Annotated in this window: 16 protein-coding genes; 7 read left to right on the forward strand and 9 right to left on the reverse strand. The window is 65.2% G+C overall.

Going from position 1 to position 18,512, the window contains the following annotated elements; all coding sequences use genetic code 11:
• Nucleotides 1–123: 123 nt before the first annotated feature.
• On the reverse strand, nt 124–1,065 hold the full coding sequence (locus JJB99_RS17865; protein WP_200499946.1) for an acetamidase/formamidase family protein: 942 nt from the start codon (nt 1,063–1,065) through the stop codon (nt 124–126).
• A gap of 219 nt (nt 1,066–1,284) precedes the next feature.
• Here JJB99_RS17865 and JJB99_RS17870 point away from each other — a divergent pair, with 219 nt between their 5' ends.
• The 3 genes from JJB99_RS17870 to JJB99_RS17880 are packed head-to-tail and all read left to right on the forward strand — an operon-like array spanning nt 1,285 to nt 4,027.
• Complete coding sequence (locus tag JJB99_RS17870) at nt 1,285–2,001, forward strand: YdcF family protein (protein WP_246775285.1); 717 nt, start codon at nt 1,285–1,287, stop codon at nt 1,999–2,001.
• A 55-nt stretch (nt 2,002–2,056) separates the two neighbouring features.
• Nucleotides 2,057–2,839 (forward strand): DUF169 domain-containing protein, encoded by a 783-nt coding sequence (locus tag JJB99_RS17875; RefSeq protein ID WP_200499947.1) that lies wholly within the window; start codon nt 2,057–2,059, stop codon nt 2,837–2,839.
• A gap of 9 nt (nt 2,840–2,848) precedes the next feature.
• Complete coding sequence (locus tag JJB99_RS17880; RefSeq protein WP_200499948.1) at nt 2,849–4,027, forward strand: saccharopine dehydrogenase family protein; 1,179 nt, start codon at nt 2,849–2,851, stop codon at nt 4,025–4,027.
• A gap of 137 nt (nt 4,028–4,164) precedes the next feature.
• Here the strand turns inward: JJB99_RS17880 and JJB99_RS17885 are convergent, their stop codons facing one another.
• Complete coding sequence (locus JJB99_RS17885) at nt 4,165–5,361, reverse strand: FAD-dependent monooxygenase (protein WP_200499949.1); 1,197 nt, start codon at nt 5,359–5,361, stop codon at nt 4,165–4,167.
• Nucleotides 5,362–5,508: 147 nt separating this feature from the next.
• Between JJB99_RS17885 and JJB99_RS17890 the strand changes: the two genes are divergently transcribed.
• Complete coding sequence (locus JJB99_RS17890) at nt 5,509–5,985, forward strand: MarR family transcriptional regulator (RefSeq protein ID WP_200500204.1); 477 nt, start codon at nt 5,509–5,511, stop codon at nt 5,983–5,985.
• On the opposite strand, the gene JJB99_RS17895 is transcribed toward JJB99_RS17890, so the two are convergent.
• The 3 genes from JJB99_RS17895 to JJB99_RS17905 all read right to left on the reverse strand — a co-directional run bounded on the left by JJB99_RS17895 (nt 5,954) and on the right by JJB99_RS17905 (nt 10,181).
• A complete protein-coding gene (locus JJB99_RS17895) occupies nt 5,954–7,210 on the reverse strand; it encodes an O-antigen ligase family protein (RefSeq protein ID WP_200499950.1) in 1,257 nt (418 codons plus the stop codon). The two genes, JJB99_RS17890 and JJB99_RS17895, sit on opposite strands and share 32 nt — an antisense overlap.
• A 170-nt stretch (nt 7,211–7,380) precedes the next feature.
• Complete coding sequence (locus JJB99_RS17900; protein WP_200499951.1) at nt 7,381–8,928, reverse strand: undecaprenyl-phosphate glucose phosphotransferase; 1,548 nt, start codon at nt 8,926–8,928, stop codon at nt 7,381–7,383.
• A 119-nt stretch (nt 8,929–9,047) separates the two neighbouring features.
• Nucleotides 9,048–10,181: a glycosyltransferase family 4 protein gene (locus JJB99_RS17905; RefSeq protein WP_200499952.1), complete on the reverse strand. Its 1,134-nt coding sequence runs from the start codon at nt 10,179–10,181 to the stop codon at nt 9,048–9,050.
• A gap of 203 nt (nt 10,182–10,384) precedes the next feature.
• Between JJB99_RS17905 and JJB99_RS17910 the strand changes: the two genes are divergently transcribed.
• Complete coding sequence (locus JJB99_RS17910) at nt 10,385–12,661, forward strand: GumC family protein (protein WP_200499953.1); 2,277 nt, start codon at nt 10,385–10,387, stop codon at nt 12,659–12,661.
• 262 nt (nt 12,662–12,923) lie between these two features.
• Here the strand turns inward: JJB99_RS17910 and JJB99_RS17915 are convergent, their stop codons facing one another.
• The gene (locus tag JJB99_RS17915) at nt 12,924–14,105 is read right to left on the reverse strand and encodes a GNAT family N-acetyltransferase (protein WP_200499954.1); all 1,182 of its coding nucleotides are present in this window, start codon (nt 14,103–14,105) and stop codon (nt 12,924–12,926) included.
• Nucleotides 14,106–14,234: 129 nt separating this feature from the next.
• Between JJB99_RS17915 and JJB99_RS17920 the strand changes: the two genes are divergently transcribed.
• The gene (locus JJB99_RS17920; RefSeq protein ID WP_200500205.1) at nt 14,235–15,284 is read left to right on the forward strand and encodes a polysaccharide deacetylase family protein; all 1,050 of its coding nucleotides are present in this window, start codon (nt 14,235–14,237) and stop codon (nt 15,282–15,284) included.
• On the opposite strand, the gene JJB99_RS17925 is transcribed toward JJB99_RS17920, so the two are convergent.
• Nucleotides 15,268–15,489: a DUF2842 domain-containing protein gene (locus JJB99_RS17925; protein ID WP_200499955.1), complete on the reverse strand. Its 222-nt coding sequence runs from the start codon at nt 15,487–15,489 to the stop codon at nt 15,268–15,270. The genes JJB99_RS17920 and JJB99_RS17925 overlap by 17 nt on opposite strands.
• 108 nt (nt 15,490–15,597) lie before the next feature.
• On the opposite strand from JJB99_RS17925, the gene JJB99_RS17930 reads away from it, so the two are divergent.
• Nucleotides 15,598–16,680 (forward strand): COX15/CtaA family protein, encoded by a 1,083-nt coding sequence (locus JJB99_RS17930; protein ID WP_200499956.1) that lies wholly within the window; start codon nt 15,598–15,600, stop codon nt 16,678–16,680.
• Nucleotides 16,681–16,690: 10 nt separating this feature from the next.
• Here the strand turns inward: JJB99_RS17930 and JJB99_RS17935 are convergent, their stop codons facing one another.
• Nucleotides 16,691–17,032: a hypothetical protein gene (locus JJB99_RS17935; protein WP_200499957.1), complete on the reverse strand. Its 342-nt coding sequence runs from the start codon at nt 17,030–17,032 to the stop codon at nt 16,691–16,693.
• Between the two features lie 186 nt (nt 17,033–17,218).
• Nucleotides 17,219–18,496: an O-acetylhomoserine aminocarboxypropyltransferase gene (locus JJB99_RS17940; protein ID WP_200499958.1), complete on the reverse strand. Its 1,278-nt coding sequence runs from the start codon at nt 18,494–18,496 to the stop codon at nt 17,219–17,221.
• Nucleotides 18,497–18,512: the final 16 nt, after the last annotated feature.

Genomic DNA, 18,512 nt, shown 5'->3' on the forward strand with positions numbered 1-18,512 from the left:
TGCGGGTTGAGCGCAATGCTCAGCCCGTTGGAATCGCAGATGAAATTGGACATGACTCAGCGCGCCGCGCGGCAGGCCGGGCGACGGCGCGGCATCAACGGGTCAGGGAGCGCAGGCTTTGGCTCAGCCGTGCACGATCGCTTTTTCGATCATGCAGTGGATGCCCTTGGCGCCGTTGACGGTCTGGGTCACCCGCAGATCGGCCGCCAGGCTGCACAGCGTATAGGCGTCCTCGCGCGACAGGCCTCGCGTCTCGCCGAGCAGCGCGATCATGTCGCGCAGCGCCCGCACCACGCACTGGTCGAGATCAGGGTCCATCGCCATGGTCATGTAGTGCGTCGCCGTCTCGGCGCGGGGATAGTCGAGCCTGAGGTCCTTGCGCAGCGTCAGGCGGAAGCGGCCCCGGAGCGCGGTCTCGATCGCGGTGACGCAGACCTCGCCGTCGCCCTGCACGCCATGGCCATCGCCGCAGGAGAATAGCGCGCCCGGAACGAACACGGGCAGATACAATGTCGCGCCGGCGCCAAGCTCCTTGTTGTCGAGATTGCCGCCCATCGCGCGCGGAATCAGGGAGGAGATGCGGCCCCAGCTAGGTGGCGGCGACACGCCCATCACGCCGAAGAACGGCTTGAGCGGCAGGTCGAGACCCCACGGCATGCGCGCGACCATCCGCGATCGGTCCAGCGGGATGTTGAGGATGCGCGTCTCGTGGAAATCGTCGGGTAGGGTGCCCGACAGGGGCTTGATCATGTTCCAGCCCCAGTCCTGCCGGAGCTGGACGTCGAGGATCTCGACCGCGAGCACGTCGCCGGGTTCGGCGCCCACGACCGCGATCGGGCCGGTGAGGATGTGGCCGGGCAGCATGCGTTCGTTCCTGGCGTGAACCTCGTGCATCTCCGGCGGAATGTGAAATGTGTCGCGCTCAGGCAGCATGTCGGGACCGCCGCTGATGGTGTCGACCGTCACCTCGTCGCCGCTCGCGACCGTGAGGACCGGCTTGAGCTTGGCTTCGAAAAAGCCCCAATGGCAGGTCTCGGGGCTGGAATGCAGGTGATGATGGGTCATTTGCCGCGTCCAATCGGTATTGCTCGTTACGCCCGGGCTTGACCCGGCGATCGATCCTCTTTCAAGAAGCTTTCTGTAGATGGCCGGGCCGGTCAAGCCCGCGCATGGCACGATCATTCCAGCGAGGCTCCCCTGTATTTCGTTCTTTCCAAGACGCTCGGCACCGCGCTGCTGCCGATCAATCTGCTGGTCGAGCTCGGAATCCTGTCGCTGCTGCTCATGGCGACGCGCTTTGCGGCGCTCGGCCGCAAGCTGGCCGCGACCACGCTGATCCTGCTGGCGTTGGCTGCGTTCTCGCCGCTTGGCAATCTCCTGCTGTATCCGCTCGAGTCGCGATTTCCGGCGTGGGACTCCTCGCGCGGCGCGCCTGATGGCATCATCGTGCTCGGCGGCTCCGTCGACACCGATTTGTCGGCAGCGCATCGCACGCCGGTGGTCCCGCGCGCGGCGGATCGCTTGTTTGCGCCGGCCGAGCTGGCGCGCCGCTATCCGAATGCGCGCATCGTCTTCACCGGAGGCACGGCAAGCCTGATCCCGACTGAGGCGAGGGAAGCCGATTACTCTGCGCCGATCCTGGAGAGCATCGGCATAGCGAAGGAGCGACTGATCCTCGAGCGCGACTCCCGCAATACCTGGGAGAATGCGATCTTCACCAAGAAACTGGTGGCGCCGAAACCCGGCGAGCGGTGGCTTCTGGTCACGTCCGCCTTCCACATGCCGCGCGCGATGGGCATCTTTCGCAAGGCCGGATTTGACGTCGAAGCTTATCCGGTGGACTGGCGTATGGGCGGGCGTGACGAGCTCTTCGCCTTTACCCGCAATGGCGCCGACGGGCTCGGCAAGACCGACGTCGCAGTGCGCGAATGGATCGGCCTTTTGGCGTACCGCCTCATGGGACGGACCGGCGAGTTGCTTCCGGGACCCGGCACGGACTAGAACGGGGGCTGCCAAACAAGAACACACGGCGCGCGAGCGCCGCCCGGAGGACGCCATGCAGCAGCAGAGCGCAGACAGGATCGATCTGGCCGGCCTCGTTGCCGATCTCAACAGCCTGTTGCGGCTGAAGACGACGGTGATCGGCATGAAGCTGTTCGCGCAAGCCGCGGAGATGGAGGCGATTCCAAAAATCCGGCGGCCGAACGCGATCCATACCACCGACCAGATCGTCAGCATGGCCGCACGGCTGGGCTGGACCGTCGGCATCACCGGCGACGATCTGGTCGGCGCACAGTGCCGCGCGGTGATTGGCCTCAGCCCCCAGGACGAAAAATGGCTCGCCGGCGAAAACTATGTCGGCGTCTGGCACGGCACCGCGGAGGACGCGCGCAAGCGCCAGGAGGCGCTGGACGTGGTTCCTTTCGGGCAGTATCAGGCGCTCGCGGTCAGCCCGCTCGCCAGCGGCAGGCTCGATCCGCCCGACATCTGCCTCGTCTACGCGACGCCCGGGCAGATGATCATCCTGATCAACGGGCTGCAATATACCGGTTACAAGAAGTTCGAATGGGGTGTGGTCGGCGAGACGGCTTGCGCTGATTCCTGGGGCAGGGCGCTCAAGACCGGCGAGCCCAGCCTGTCCTTGCCATGCTATGCCGAACGGCGCTATGGCGGCGTGCCGGATGAGGAGATGCTGATGGCCTTGAAGCCTCATCATCTCGCCAAGGCGGTTCTGGGCATGAAGGCGCTGGCGAAGAACGGCCTGCGCTATCCGATCCCGCCCTATGGCATTCAAAGCGACGTCCGTGCCGGCATGGGCGTGAGCTACGCAAAAAAGTAAAGGCCGACCATGAGCTCAGCGAAATTCGACATCGTCGTCTACGGCGCGACCGGTTTCACCGGCCAGCTCGTCGCCGAATATCTGGCTGCGCATTACAAGCACGACAAAGCGTTCAAATGGGCGATGGCGGGCCGCAGCCTCGACAAGCTCAAATCGGTGCGCGAGGCGATCGGCGCGCCCGCCGATACGCCGCTGATCGTGGCGGACGCTTCCGATGCCGCCTCGCTGAAGGCGATGGTGGCGCAGACGAAGTCGGTGATCACGACCGTCGGTCCGTATCAATTCTATGGTGAGGACCTGCTCGCGGCCTGCGTCGCAGGCGGTACGGATTATTTCGATCTCTGCGGCGAGCCGGTCTGGATGCGGCAGATGATCGACAAATACGAGGCCGCCGCCAAGGCGAGCGGCGCACGCATCGTGTTCTCCTGCGGTTATGATTCCGTGCCGTTCGAACTCGGCACGTTCTTCGTGCAGGAAGAGGCGAAGCGCGTGTTCGGCGCGCCGGCGTCGCGCGTGAAGGGGCGCGTGCGCGACATGCGCGGTGCGCTCTCGGGCGGCACCGCGGCGAGCGCGAAAGCGACCTTCGATGCGGTCGCCAAGGATCTCAGCCTCGTCGCCATCCTCAACGACCATTTTGCGCTGACGCCGGGGTTCACCGGCGTGAAGCAGCCCAAGGGCAACAGGGCGGCCTTCGAGGAGGATCTGCAATCCTGGAGTGCGCCGTTCACAATGGCGCTGATCAACACGCGCAACGTCCATCGCTCCAACATGCTGATGGGCTTTCCCTATGGCCGCGAGTTCGTCTACGACGAGATGGTCCTGACCGGCCCCGGCGAGCAGGGCGAGGCCAACGCGAAACGCGTGATGGCTGCCAACGCCGAGAAGACTGGCCCGAATGCGCCGAAACCGGGCGAGGGGCCCTCGAAGGAAGAGCGGGAGAGCGGCCTCTTCAATCTGCTTTATGTCGCGATCGCGCCTGATGGCCGCATGGTCCGCGCCGGCGTCACCGGCGACCGCGATCCCGGCTATGGCTCGACCTCGAAGATGATCGCCGAATGCGCAGTTTGCCTGCTGCGCGATGCGACGGACGTCGCCGGAGGAATCTGGACGCCGGGCGCAGCGATGCAGCACAAGCTGATCAAGCGGCTGCAGGACAATGCGGGGTTGAAGTTTGGGGTGGAGGGGTAGACGGCGTGCATCACGGACGCTGTCATGCCCCGCGAAGGCGGGGCATCCAGTACGCCGCGGCCTCTCGGCTCAATCACTGCAGTCTCTGGAATACTGGATCGCCCGGTCAAGGCCGGGCGATGACACTGAGATGCTAGCTACACCGCTCGCGCATCATACGCGTACATGAAATCCATGCTCTTTGCTCCCAGCGGCAGCAGCCACTTCACCATCTGATTGCGCATCCAGGCGCCGGTGGCGCTGAATTCGCGCTTGTTGTTGCCGTTGCGGCGGGCAATGGCGACGATCTTCTCGGTGCGGGGGCGCCGCTCGGCCTCGAAGGCCTGGAAGGTGGCGGTTAGCTCCTGGCCCTCCTGCATCAGTCGGGCGAGCCGCATCGCATCCTCCAGCGCGAGTGAGGCGCCCTGGCCGGCATGGGGGCTGGTCGCATGCGCGGCATCGCCGATCAGCAGCGAGCGCTTGCGCGACCAGGTCGGCAGCGTCGCGACATCCAGCGTGTCGGTGACCACGATGTTCTCGGCGGCTTCGATGATGTCGGGAATCGGGGCGTGCCAGCCGCGATGGAAGCCGCGTAGATGCTGCTTCAGCGTCGCCTGGTCGAGCGCGCGGAACATCGCCGCGTCCATGCCGTGCGCGGGCTGCGTGCTCCACCACATCACGCCGTCGTTCGGATCCGGGCTGCAATAGCCGTAGCCGAAGAAGCCGCTCTGGCCAAACGTGGTCTCGACGTGTCGTCCGATCGGCCTGCCATCGAGCACCGCATGCGGCACGAAGCCGCCGAAGCCGATCAGGCCGGTGTTGAACGGTTGCGGCCCGTCCGGCACCACCTGGCGTCGCGTGATCGAATGCACGCCGTCGGCGCCGATCAGGAAGTCGCCTTCGGCGGTGGTGCCATCGGCGAAATAGGCGATAACAGGCTGGTCGCCGCGGTCCTCGATCTTGACCAGGCGCTTCTCGAAATAGAGCGAGACGCAGGCGCACCAAGCCTTGTCGATCAGCATCTCGTTCAGCGTGGCGCGGCAGACATTGACCGCCGGCTGGCCGAAGCGCTGTTCCATGTCGCGATTGATCGAGCCGAGCCGCTCGCCTTCTTGCGAATAGAAATCGAAGGATTCGGCAATCGAGCCGCGGCTGATCAGCTCGTTCGCAAGCCCGATCTCGTCCATCACATGCATGCCGTTCGGCGCGATCTGAAGCCCGCCGCCGATGCCTTTCGAATAGGGCCAGGCCTCGTAGATCGCTGATTCGATGCCGGCGCGGCGCAGCAGGATCGCGGCGACAGGGCCGGCGATGCCGGCACCGATGATCAAGGCCTTGCGGGGACGGTTGGACATGGCTTGCTCCTGACGTTTCCGTGGTGCTAGGAGAAATCACGGCTGCTAACTATCTTAGCGGCTAAGATATATATCGACTAAGATATGAGGTAGGCCTTGTCAAGGACGAAAGCGCGCGCGGCGTTGTTGGAAGAGCTCGAAGAAGCGATGCGCAGGTCGTCTGCGCAGGGCGTGCTCTATGGCCAGACCGTTGCGAACGTTGCCGGAATTGCCAATTCCGACCTCGAATGCATGGACATTCTTTATCTCGAGGGTCGTGTCACGGCCGGCCGGCTCGCCGAGGTAACGGGGCTGACGACGGGTGCGATCACCGGCGTGGTCGACCGGCTCGAGAAGGCTGGCCTCGTGCGCCGCGAACGCGACGAGAAGGACCGTCGCAAGGTCTTCATCTCGGTCGTGCCGGAGCAGGCCATGAAGATCGGCCAGCTCTACGTGCCGATGCAGCAGGCGATGGAGAAGATTTGCAGCGGCTATTCCGACGAGGAGCTGCGTCTGCTGCTGCGCTTCGCAACGGACGGCTACAAGGGCGTGCTCGCGGCCACCGAGGCGCTCAAGAGCCTCATCGACACGCCGCCGGAGCAGCGTCCCGATCTCAAACTGAAGAAGCTTCGTCCGAAACGTTGATTTTGTAGATTTGCGCGGCCGCGATCATGCCCCACATCGCCCCCAGCATCATCCAGAAGTGCCGCCAGTGGTCGGTGTCGATCACGAAGCTCTCGCCGACGGTGCCGACGAAGGCGGAGAAGATGGCGAGATAAGCGCGCTGCCAGGGCACGCGGACGAAGATGTGCCGGAAGCCCATGATGACGGTGGTGAAGACCAGCGCCGGGTAGCACACGCCGGAGAGCCAGCCGCCGGACATGAAGGCATTGAGGTAGGAGTTGTGGGTGTCTTCGGGGAAGAAGCGGTGGAACTGCAGCGGGCCGATGCCGAACGGCAGGTCGAGCGCCATCTCCGCGCCGAGAATGTGGCGGCCGAACCGGCCGAAGCGGCCTTCGTCATAGCTCTGGTCGAAGCTCGCACGCTGCTTGAACATCTCGGCGATGGAGTCGAATGACAGCAGCACCGCGATCAAAGCGAGGCCCAGCACCGCGGCGACGATCGCCATGACGATGATGCGGGAGCGCTGCGCGTTGGTGCGGCTGGTCAGCACCATCAGCGCCAGCATGAAGGCGGAGGTCAGCACCAGTCCGCCCCAGGCCGCGCGGGAGAATGCGAGCAGGATCGCCAGCGACATGATGCCGAAGGCGATGACGTTGCGGAAGGCCTTGAGGAGCTTGTCGGAGACCACGCTCTGGAGCGCGAACAGCGCCGGCAGGATCAGGAAGGCGCCGAGAACGTTGGGGTCCTTGAACGTGCCGCGCGCGCGTCCGTAGAGCGTGAGGAGATCATCCCCGCCCGGAACCAGGTGGAAATAGCCGGCGATTGCCGAGAGCGAGGCCACCATCGCGCCGACCACGAGGCCGCGCCGCAGCATGTCGAGCCGAGCGGCCGTGTCCTCCGAGACGATCATGGCGAAGAACACCACGGTCACCGCCATGTACCACGAGGTCGCGATCCAGCTCGCCACCTCGGGCTGTTCGAACAGCGGGACCGCGCTGATGGTGTAGCCGACATTGAGCAAGACCAGCAGCGCTACCAGCGGCATCAGCGCGAGCCGTAGGCGCAGGCCGGTAGCGAAGAAGATGACGGTCGCGAGCAGCGTCGCGATCTCGTAGGGGCTCGGCTCGATGAAGACGATGGCGCCGGTGGCGCCGACCAGCCACACCAGCGTGCGCTGGAGCGCCAGCACGCCGGGCGCAGCGCGAACCGCTGCATTCATCTCCCCGGCTGTCGCCGCATATGCCATCACACGCTCATACGCTTACGCAACTCATACGCCACAAGCACCGCTGTCATGCCCCGGCTTGACCGGGGCATCCAGTACGCCGAGCCGTTCGTGGCAGTTTCCGCTGCCGGCGATTACTGGATCGCCCGGTCAAGCCGGGCGATGACAGTGGGGCTCGGGCACGACAAAACTCAATACGCGTTCTCGTTCTTGGTCAGCAGCGAGACCGGCGTTTTCAGCAGGATGTAAAGGTCGAACAGCACCGACCAGTTCTCGATGTAATAAAGGTCGAACTCGACGCGCTTCTGGATCTTCTCTTCGTTGTCGATCTCGCCGCGCCAGCCGTTGATCTGGGCCCAGCCGGTGATCCCGGGCTTGACGCGATGGCGGGCGAAATAGCCGTCGACGGCCTCGTCGAACAGGCGGCTCTGGAGCTTGCCCTGCACCGCATGCGGGCGCGGACCGACCAGGGAGAGATTGCCGGAGAACACCACGTTGAAGAGCTGCGGCAGCTCGTCGAGGCTGGTCTTGCGGATGAAGCGGCCGACGCGGGTGACACGCGGATCGTTCTTGGTCACGACCTTGGAGGCGGTCGGGTCGGCCTGATGGTGGTACATCGAGCGGAATTTGTAGACGTCGATGCGCTCGTTGTTGAAGCCGAAGCGCTTCTGGCGGAACAGCACCGGGCCGGGGCTGTCGAGTTTCACCGCCAGCGCGACGAGGCCCATCACCGGCAGCGCCGCGAGCAGCGCAAGGCTGCCGACGACGCGGTCGAACAGCCATTTCATCACCAGATCCCAATCGGTGATCGGTGCCTCGAACACGTCCAGCGTCGGCACCTCGCCGAGATAGGAATAGGAGCGGGGCCGGAAGCGCAGCTTGTTGGTGTGGGCGGAGAGGCGGATGTCGACCGGCAGCACCCAGAGCTTCTTCAGCATCTCAAGGATGCGCGTCTCGGCCGAGATCGGCAGCGCGAACAGCACGAGGTCGACGCGGGTGCGGCGGGCGAACTCGACGATGTCGTCGACTTTGCCGAGCTTGCGTGCGCCGGCGCAGGTGTCGAGCGCGCGGCTGTCGTTGCGGTCGTCGAACACGCCGAGCACGTGGATGTCGGAGTCGTCCTGCGCCTTCAGCGCCTCGACCAGCTCCTCGCCATTGCGATCGGAGCCGACGATGATGGTGCGGCGGTCGAGCCGGCCCTGACGGGCCCAGTTGCGCACCAGCGAGCGCAGCACGAGACGTTCGCCGATCAGCGCGGCGAGGCCGAGAAAGAAGAAGGCGGCGAGCCAGAGCCGCGACATGTCGCTGCCGAACTTGGCGAAGAAGGAGACGCCGATGAACAGCAGGAAGACGAACGACCAGGACGAGATCATCCGCCTCATCTGCCGCAGCTGCCCTCGGAACAGTTGCACCTGGTAGATGTCGGCGGCCTGGAAACAGACCACCGCTGCCATCGCGACGGCCACGATCTGCGCAGGATAAACCCAGCTGAAGCCCGACATCGGCATGACATAGCCGGCATAGAGCGCGGCCCCGACGAGGCTCAGCAGCGTGAAGTCCGCCGCGCGCACGAAGCCTGTGATCACGATCGGCGAATAGGCGCGGGCGACCTTCTGATTGACGACCTCGAGCGCAGCCGGCGTCAGCCGGCGCCGTCGTTCGACGAAGGGTTTATCAACCGGGCCGGCCGCGGCGCTGGTCGCGGCATCGAGCATCGAGCGTGCGTTGAGCGGTTCCACGGGCGTCCACGTCCATTCCGAAAAACCCGGGGGCAGCAATCTTGCGCCCGGGCGAGCATCCCCTGGCAGCTCGATTATCGAACAAATCGGAAGATTTTCTAAAGCGGCCTTGAGGATGGTTAATGATTGGCAAATGCGTGGCGATAGCCCGCGAGCACGCCGTCGACCATCGCCTGCTGGGAGAAATGTGCGGAGATGCGCTGGCGGAGGGACACCGCGCGCTCTGCCGTTGCCTCGGGATCGTCGAGCGCAGCGGCGATCGCCTCAGCCATCGCCTCGGCGTTGCTTGCCGCGAACAGGGCGGGACTCTCGGGCCCGAAAATCTCGGGGATGCCGCCGACCCGGGCCGCGATCATGGGAATGCCGGCGGCTCCCGCTTCAATCACGACATAGGGCATGGAATCGCCGCGCGAGGGCACGACCAGCAGGTGCCCTTTGGAGAAGCCGTAGCGCGCCTTGACGTGACCGATGAAGCGGATGGCCTTCGCGAGGCCGAGCTTCTCGACCTGCGCTTTCAAGGCCGCCATTTCCTCGCCGTCGCCGCCGAGGGTCAGCGTGACCTTCCTGCCACTTGCGTGCAGGCGCGCCACCGCATCGACCAGCAAATCCGCGCCCTTGATGTGCCTGAACTCGCCGACATAGCAGAGATCGGTCGCATCCTCGGCGGTGATGACAGGCTCGAATTCTTCCGGTGTCACGCCGTTGAAAACGCAATGCACCACGCCCTTGGGCGTGCCGACGATGCGCTGATAGGTGTCGCGGGCGAACGCGCTCTCGAACAGGAACAGATCGGTCGCATCCATCAGCGTGCGTTCGAGCCGGGCGTAGAACTCGCCCTTGAAGGTGTTGAGAGGATAATGCAGCGAGCCGCCGTGCGGGGTGTAGATGCGGATGGTGTCGTCCGAGCGCCGCCGCATCCGGACGAAGGCGCCGGCCTTGGCGCCATGGCCGTGCATGACGTCGGGCTTGAGGCTGGCGATCAGGCGCCGCATCCGCAGCCATACCAGGACATCATCGGGCGACGGTTCACGGCGGATCGCGAGGCGATGCACGCCGAGCTTCAGCCGCGGCGCGAGCTCGGCCAGCGCCTTGTCGGCGCGCTCCCCGCCGGTGAGGCTGTCGGCGAGGATGCCGACATAATGGCCGCGGTCGACTTGGCCGTTGGCGAGGTCGAGGATGTGGCGGAAGATGCCGCCGACGGGAGCGCGCACGGCGTGGAGGATGCGGAGCGGCCGGTCGGGAGAGGGGGGCATGATCAGAACCAGCGCGGCGTCCGGCGAATGCTCGAACAATCTTCGAAATATCGAGATGGATTAAGAGCCCTCGTGGTTAACAAACGGTGACGAGTGCGAGTTTGCCGGTCGCCGCGCGGCACGATTAACGCAGCGGCAACCTTAATGGAGTGTAATCGCCCCGGTTGAGGTAGAGTCGCAGCATTGCCCTGCGGGAGTGTTCGATGCGTTTAGCGTTCTGGCGTGCCGGCAAGGACAAGGCTGTGATCGAGCGGGCCGTGTCGAAGTCCAAAGCTGAGCCCAAGGTCGCCGAGGCCATGTTGGCCGAAGCCGCGCCCAAGGTTGAAGCCAAGCCTGCGCCCGCTGCTCCGAAGCAGGCTCCTGTTGAATCCGGCGACATCGACCTGCACGCGCTTGGCGCGGTGCTGGCGCGCAAGCGCGGCTGGATCATCGTGCCGACGGTGCTCGCGCTCGTCGCGTCCATTGCTGCCGTCAATCTCGTCACACCGCGCTACAAGTCCGAGGCGCGCATCCTGATCGACGGCCGAGAGAACGTGTTCCTGCGGCCGAACAGCGACCGCACCGAGGAACGGCAGGCGCTGGACGCCGAGGCCGTCACGAGCCAGGTGCAGCTCGTGCTGTCGCGCGATCTCGCGCGCGAGATCATCAGGAAGAACAAGCTTGCGGAACGGCCCGAATTCGATCCGGTGCTGCAAGGCATCTCGCCGCTGAAATCGCTGGCGGCCATGGTCGGCATCGGCCGCGATCCGTTCTCGATGACGCCGGAAGAGCGCGTGCTCGACGCCTATTACGAGCGCCTCCAGGCTTACGCCGTCGACAAGTCGCGGGTGATCGTGATCGAATTCCAATCCGCCGATCCGGATCTCGCCGCGCGCGTCGCCAACTCGATCGCCGACGGCTATCTCGTGCTCCAGCAGGATGCGCGCCAGGAGCAGGCCAAGAACGCCAGCCAGTGGTATGCCGGCCGGATCGACGAGCTGCGGCGGAACGTTTCCGAGGCCGAGGCCAAGGCCGAGGATTTCCGCTCCAAGTCGAGCCTGTTCGTTGGCACCAACAACACCACGCTGTCGAACCAGCAGATGGGCGAGGTCAACACCCAGCTCAACAACGCGCGTGCGCTGAAGGCCGATGCCGAAGCCAAGGCGCGGCTGATCCGCGAGATGCTCCAGAGCGGCAAGCCGATCGAGGCCTCCGAGGTGCTGAACTCGGAATCGATTCGCGGGCCGTCCCAGCAGCGCGTGCAGCTGCGGGCACAATTGGCCGAGCAATCCTCGACGCTGCTCGGCAATCATCCGCGCATCAAGGAGCTGAAGGCGCAGCTTGCCGATCTCGACAACCAGATCCGCGATGAAGCCGCCAAGATCGCCCGTTCGCTGGAAAACGATGCACGCTTCGCCAGCGGCCGGGTGCAGGAATTATCGGCGAGCCTCGAGCAGCTCAAGAAGCAGGCGACGTCGACCAACGGTCAGGACGTGCAGCTGCGCGCGCTCGAGCGCGAGGCCAAGGCGCAGCGCGACCTGCTCGAGACCTATCTCGCCAAATATCGCGAGGCCAACACCCGCGAGACCATCGACACCGCGCCGACCGATGGCCGCATCATCTCGCGCGCCATGGTCTCGAACACGCCGGCCTATCCCAAGAAGCTGCCGATCGTGCTGATCGCGACGATCGCGACGCTGCTGCTCTCGTCCGGCGTCGTCGTCACCGGCGAGCTGCTCCGCCAGACCGCGCCGCGCGCGGTGGCTGTGTTCGCTCCGGTGCAGGCGCCGGTGCGGCAAGAGCGGGTGGTCCAGCCGTTCGTCGAACCAATTGTCGCTCCGGTCGTGGAAGAGCCCGCACCGCTCCAGCCGGAGCTGACGGCCGATGGCGACGTCAGCGAATTCTCCGAGATCGAACGTCTGGCCGATTCCTTGCGTGCCGCGGGTCCAGCAGCGAAGAAGGTCACGGTTCTGGGCACTGCGTCCGGCGAAGCCATTACGCTCTCGGCGCTGACACTCGCGCGCCATTTGGCGCGCGACGCACGCGTCATCGTGGTCGATCTCGCCGGGTCCTCGCTGACGATCGCCGCGGTGTCCGTCGATGCCACGGCGCCCGGCCTTGCCGAGCTGATGCAGGGTGAGGCCTCGTTCGCGCAAATCATCACCCGGGATAAGCTCTCGCGGCTGCACCTGGCCATGGCCGGCCGTCCCGGTTTCGAGCGCAGCCTGCTGCAATCGCCTCGGGTGACGCTCGCGATCGACGCGCTGCTTCGTGCCTACGATCACGTGCTGCTTGATGCGGGAAGCGCATCCGACCTGCCGGCGGAGCTGCTGACGGCGCATGCCCGCGCCGTCGTGGTGCCGGATGCGTCGATGACCCAGGACGCGCGCACGCTGATGTGCGAGCAGCTGACGGCCGTCGGCTTCAGCGAGGTGACGATGCTGAGCAGGCCTGTGCAGCCGTCGAATGCGCTGGAAACACCAAGCGTGGTGGCGGCATAGGCGAGGGACGTCGTCGTCGTTTATCGGCCAGTTTAGCAACGGCCGCACTGCCTCTTACCCTTCCCTGGAGGGGGAGGGGTCGGCTTACATTGAGCGAAGCGAAATGTGAGACGGGGTGGGGTGACAGTCTCTCCGCGGACGCGCTGCCCGAGTGGAGAGATCACCCCACCCCGCTCGCGCTTCGCGCGATCGACCCTGCCCTCCAGGGGAGGGTAAGGGCGGCAGCCCGCGAGTGAATAGATTATCGGCGAAGCCTCGGAGCCTACCCGAACGCCTGCCGCAGCTTGCGCGCCAGATCAAACAGCATCTGGTTCTGCTTCACCAGCCGCTTGCCATGGCTCAGCGAGGACATCGCCATGGCCGCGAGCTTGCCGCGCGAGGTCAGGGGGACGAAGCTGTCGAAAATGTCGTCGTCGTCCTTGCAGAACATGCGCTTGTACTCGTCCGAGCCGATGCCGAGGTCGAGCGAGCGGTAGCCGCGCTCGGCGTAGCGGTCGATGATGTAGCGCATCAGGATCAGCCCGGGGCTGTAGCGGGCGTGCTCGGACATCGTGTAAGTGTTGAACATCATCGAGAAGCGCTGGCCATCGGCGACGCCGGCAAAGATCGCGATCACCTCGTCGTCGCATTCGAGCGCGTGGATGTCGATAACGCGGCCCTCGCCGCGCGGCGACAGGCAGGCGCTGCGGACGAACTGTTCGACGCCCGGCTCGGCGAAGACGTTGGGCAGCTTTTGTTCCGCCATCCGCGCCGGCTTGACGCGGAAGAACCAGTCGAGCAGGCGGGTGACGTCCGCATCGGTGGTAGCGAGGTGATAGCGATAGCCGGGAAGCGCCTGGAGCTTCTTTTCCTTGCTCTTGAGGCGGCGGCGGAAGGAGTTGCTGATCCGCGATGCGGGTGGCCCGCCTGGCTCCATGAGCAGCAGCGGGCAACCGTTGATGGAGCTCTGCCGCGACAGAAGTGCAAACGGGTTCTGCTGGTCGTGCCAGCGCAGCGGCTGCTGGGTTAGTGCGAGCACGTCGACATGTTCGCGCACCGGCGCAAGCAGCGCGTCGAGATCGGCGATGGTAGCCTGCGCTGCGAACTCGGCGTTCCACAGGCCCATGTTGAAAGTCGTGTGCTTGCCCCCCATGAAGCAGGCGGTGCGCACGCCATGGCTCTGGCGCAGGGAGAGCGGCAGCAGCAGGAGCGGCTGGCGCTCGGCGTCGCGGGCGATGACGATGAAGGGGCGGGCGCCTTCGTGGCTGCCGACGAGCCGCTGCCACGGGCTCAGCAGGTCGAAGCGCTGGTAGGGCGTGAAGAGGTGGCCGCTCTCCTCGGATGCGCGCCAGACCGCCTCAGCCTCGCCGAGATCGGTGACGATATCGACATGCACGATCCGGCTCGCTTTCGACCGCGCGGGCGATTCTGCCGTCCGGCTTTGCACCGCCGCAGCCATGGTCATTCGCGAAACCTGTCGAGAAATGAAAAAAATGCGTAGTTCGGCCTGTGGCCGACCTTTGCAAAGAAATGTCAATAAAGGGTAATGACAACGGGCGAGGGAACGGCCGCCGGCGAACGCGAAGGTGGGATATTGGCTGCGGATGACAGATGGCTGGAGCGGCTGCGCCTCGAGCTGGCCTGGTTCACCGGCCAGGCTGCGCTGCGCAGCCGTGGCGCCGGCGCCATCCTGCGCTTCTCGCGCGTGCGGCCGCGGCGGCGCGGCGGATTCCAGCCGCTGCGAAAGCACGAGATCACGCCGCAATTCCTCGATCGCGCCATCCGTGCGCTGAAGCGCTGGCGATACGACTTCCTCGGCATGGACGAGGTTTGCCGCCGTGCAGTGACGCTGCCGGAGAAGCGGCGCTTCGTGGCCCTCACCTTCGACGGCGCGCCCAAGGACCTCATCAGCTTCGCGTATCCGTTGCTGACGCGTCATGCGGTTCCTTTCACCATCTACGTTCCCACCGCCTTTCCCGACGGTGTCGGAGAAGCCTGGTGGCTCGGCCTCGAGCAGGTGATCGCGCGCGAGAGCCGCATCAACCTGATGATGGGCGGGAAGGAGCAGCGCTTTACCGTCACAGGCAATGCCGAGAAGCAGGCGCTGTTCTCGCTTCTCGAAGGTTGGCTGCGCTCGCTGCCCCCGCCGGATCTATCGACGGCCATCGCCGATCTCTGCACGCGCTACCGGGTCGACCTCGCCGCGCTCTCGCGCGAAGCGTCGATGGATTGGGAAGACCTGGCGAAGCTGGCTGCCGATCCGCTGGTGACGATCGGCAGTGCGACCGTGAACTATCCTGTTCTTGCCAACATGAAGGACGCGGCCGCGCTGCGCGAGATGACCATGGGCAAGGCCGTTGCGGAAGCCGCCTTTCGCCGCGATGTCAGGCATCTCGCCTTTCCGTTCGGCGACCGCTCTTCCTTCCGGCGCAGCCATGTCGTGATGGCGGAGGAGGCCGGATTTGCCAGCGCCGTGTCGACCATCCCGGGCATCGTGGATGCGGAGGGGCGCACCAATCTGCGCGCGCTGCCGCGGATTTCCTGGGATGGCCGGATGCAATCGCTGCGCATGCTGCGCGTGCTGGTATCAGGTGTTGCCTTTGCGCCGGTGAGACCGACCGGCAGCGTCACGAGCCAGACCTGACGCGGTCCGGCCGCTGCATCCAGCTCACGATCGGCATCGCCGGCAGCACCCAGCCCATGCCGACCACCACGTAATAGACCGCCTGCCGCCAGCCGGACGCGGCGATCCACGGCATCTGCGCCAAGGCCATGCCGAGCAGGGCCCAGACGGTGGCCAGCACCAGGAGCAGGATGGCGCCGAGGAACTTGCGGGTGCGGATCGTCATGGCGGGACTTGCGGCTTTCGCGTAACTTGCGCTGCGGGAGCGGGGGACTATAAGGGGCACGCAGTCCGGTTCAAGTCTCTTAGCCAAAGGCCTGGTTTAGCTCCTGAAATGGCGCCGATTTCCGTCCCGTCCGAACCGCAGCGCGCTGTGCGCTGGTGGCTGATTTCCGTGGCCGCGCTGATCGCGCTGATGGTGCTGGTCGGCGGCGCGACCCGGCTGACGGAATCCGGCCTTTCGATCGTCGAGTGGAAGCCGGTCACGGGCAGTGTTCCGCCGCTCTCGGAAGCGCAATGGACTGACGCCTTCGAGGCCTACAAGGAGATCCCGCAATACCGCGAGCTCAACGCCGGCATGAGCCTGTCCGAGTTCAAGCAGATCTTCTGGTGGGAATGGAGCCACCGGCTGCTCGGCCGCTTCATCGGCGTTGCCTATCTGCTGCCGTTCCTGTTCTTCCTCTGGCGTGGCGGCCTCTCCAGTGAGCTGAAGCGGCGGCTGTGGCTGCTGTTCGCACTCGGTGGGCTCCAGGGTGCGGTCGGCTGGTGGATGGTCGCCTCGGGCCTCACTGAGCGTGTCGAGGTCTCGCAATATCGGTTGGCGACGCATCTGATGCTGGCGCTGCTGATCTTTGCCGGTATCGTCTGGACCGTGCGGCGGCTCAAGGAACGGCCGCAGATCGCCGCGTCCGCGCGGCTGCGCTTCACCAGCGCGCTCTTGCTCGGCGTGACCTTCGTGCAGATCTATTTCGGCGCGCTGGTCGCGGGCCTGCGCGCGGGCCGCGCCTTCAACACCTGGCCGCAGATTGACGGTGCGTTGATTCCGTCCCCGGACCGGCTGTGGTTCGAGACGCCATGGTGGCGCAACATGTTCGACAACGTCCTGACGGTGCAATTCGAGCACCGCATGACCGCCTATGCGCTGTTCGCGCTGGCGGCATTGCATGCGTTCGATGCGCTGCGCTCGCGTGCAGGTTCGGCGGCGAGCGGAGCCGTGTGGCTGTTTGCGGCAGTAAGCCTGCAGGCCGTGCTCGGCATCCTCACGCTGCTCAACCAGGTGCCGATCGGGCTCGCACTCGCGCATCAGGCGATTGCGATCGTGGTGCTCACGCTGGCGGTGATGCAAGTGGAGCGGCTCGCCTCGCGGCAATCTGCGCAAGCGCAGCCGCAAGCGGTTCCGGTCGGGCAGGTCGGTTGATGCTGGCTGATCAGCAATAGCCGTAGATGCCGCACGAATAGGGCAGGCGCCAGAAGTAGTCGACCTGCTTCCCGCCGTAATACGAGCCCTGATAGTCGTAGTCCCACGGGCGGCCGTAATAGCCCGGCAGCGTATGCGAGCCGGGCAGCAGCGGCGTGCCCGGCAGGTTGCGGATATAGCTGCCGATGCCATAGGCGGGCGAGATCAGCGCATCCGGATCGGTTTCGACATAGACCTTTGGCGGCCCCTGGGGCGACACGGCCCGCCGCTTCGGCGTCGCCGGCAGATCAGCGGCGAGGGCGGTTGAGACCGTCAGCATCGCCGCAAGGGCAGGCACCATCCAGCGCAGCATCGTCGGCTCCGAATCAAAGGGGCGATCCAAGGACGATGTATGGGGCAGATATGGTTAATGACTGTTAACTGGAACGGCTACCGTCATTTCGGGGCGGCGCGAAGCGTCGAACCCGGAATCCAGAGATGACCAGACGATGCCGAGGTTCCGGGTTCGGTGCTCCGCACCGCCCCGGAACGACAACAATTAGCCCAGCGCCTGCTCCAGATCGGCAATCAAATCTTCCTTGTCTTCGATGCCGATCGAGAGCCGCACCACGTCGGGGCCGGCGCCGGACTTGATCTTGGCGGCGTCGTCGAGCTGGCTGTGCGTGGTCGAGGCCGGGTGGATGACGAGCGAGCGGGTGTCGCCGACATTGGCGAGGTGCGAGAACAGCTGCAGCTTCGACACCAGGCTGACGCCGGCGTCATAGCCGCCCTTGAGGCTGAAGGTGAACACCGCGCCCGCGCCCTTCGGCGCATATTTGCGCGCGAGCTGGTTGTACTTGTCGCTTGCCAAGCCCGCATAGTTCACCGAGGCCACCGCCGGATGGCCGGCGAGGAATTCGGCGACTGCCTTGGCATTGTCGCAGTGCTTCTGCATGCGCAGCGGCAGCGTTTCGATGCCGGTGAGGATCATGAAGGCGTTGAACGGCGACAGCGCAGGGCCGAGATCGCGCAGGCCGAGCACGCGGCAGGCGATCGCGAAGGCGAAATTGCCAAACGTCTCCTGGAGCCGGATGCCGTGATATTCCGGGCGCGGCTCCGACAGCATCGGATACTTGCCGCCCTTGGACCAGTCGAACGTGCCGGCATCGACGATGATGCCGCCGAGCGAATTGCCGTGGCCGCCCAGGAATTTTGTCAGCGAATGCACGACGATGTCGGCGCCGTGATCGATCGGCCGGATCAGATAGGGCGAAGCCAGCGTGTTGTCGACGATCAGCGGAACGCCGACCTTGGCTGCCACAGTCGAGATCGCCTCTATGTCGGTGATGCTGCCGGCGGGATTGGCGATGGACTCGATGAAGATGGCTTTCGTGCGCGGCGTCACCGCGCGCTCAAAGCTGGCGATGTCGTCGGGATCAGCCCACACCACGTTCCAGCCAAAACTCTTGAACGCATGCGTGAACTGGTTGATCGAGCCGCCATAGAGTTTTCGCGCGGCAATGAATTCGTCCCCGGGCTGCAGCAATTGCTGCAACACCACGACCTGCGCTGCGTGGCCGGAGGCCACCGCGAGTGCAGCCGTGCCGCCTTCGAGCGCGGCGACGCGCTCTTCCAGTACCGCATTGGTCGGATTGCCAATGCGAGTGTAGATATTGCCGAATGCCTGCAGGCCGAACAACGAGGCGGCGTGGTCAGCGTCGTTGAAGACGAAAGAGGTCGTCTGGTAAATCGGAGTCGCGCGCGCGCCGGTGGTGGGATCGGGCTGGGCACCGGCATGCACGGCGAGCGTTGAAAATCCCGGAAGGCGATCGCTCATTGAGGGCGTCCTGTTC

It is taken from the genome of Bradyrhizobium diazoefficiens, assembly GCF_016616235.1.
Classification (GTDB): Bacteria; Pseudomonadota; Alphaproteobacteria; order Rhizobiales; family Xanthobacteraceae; genus Bradyrhizobium; species Bradyrhizobium diazoefficiens_H.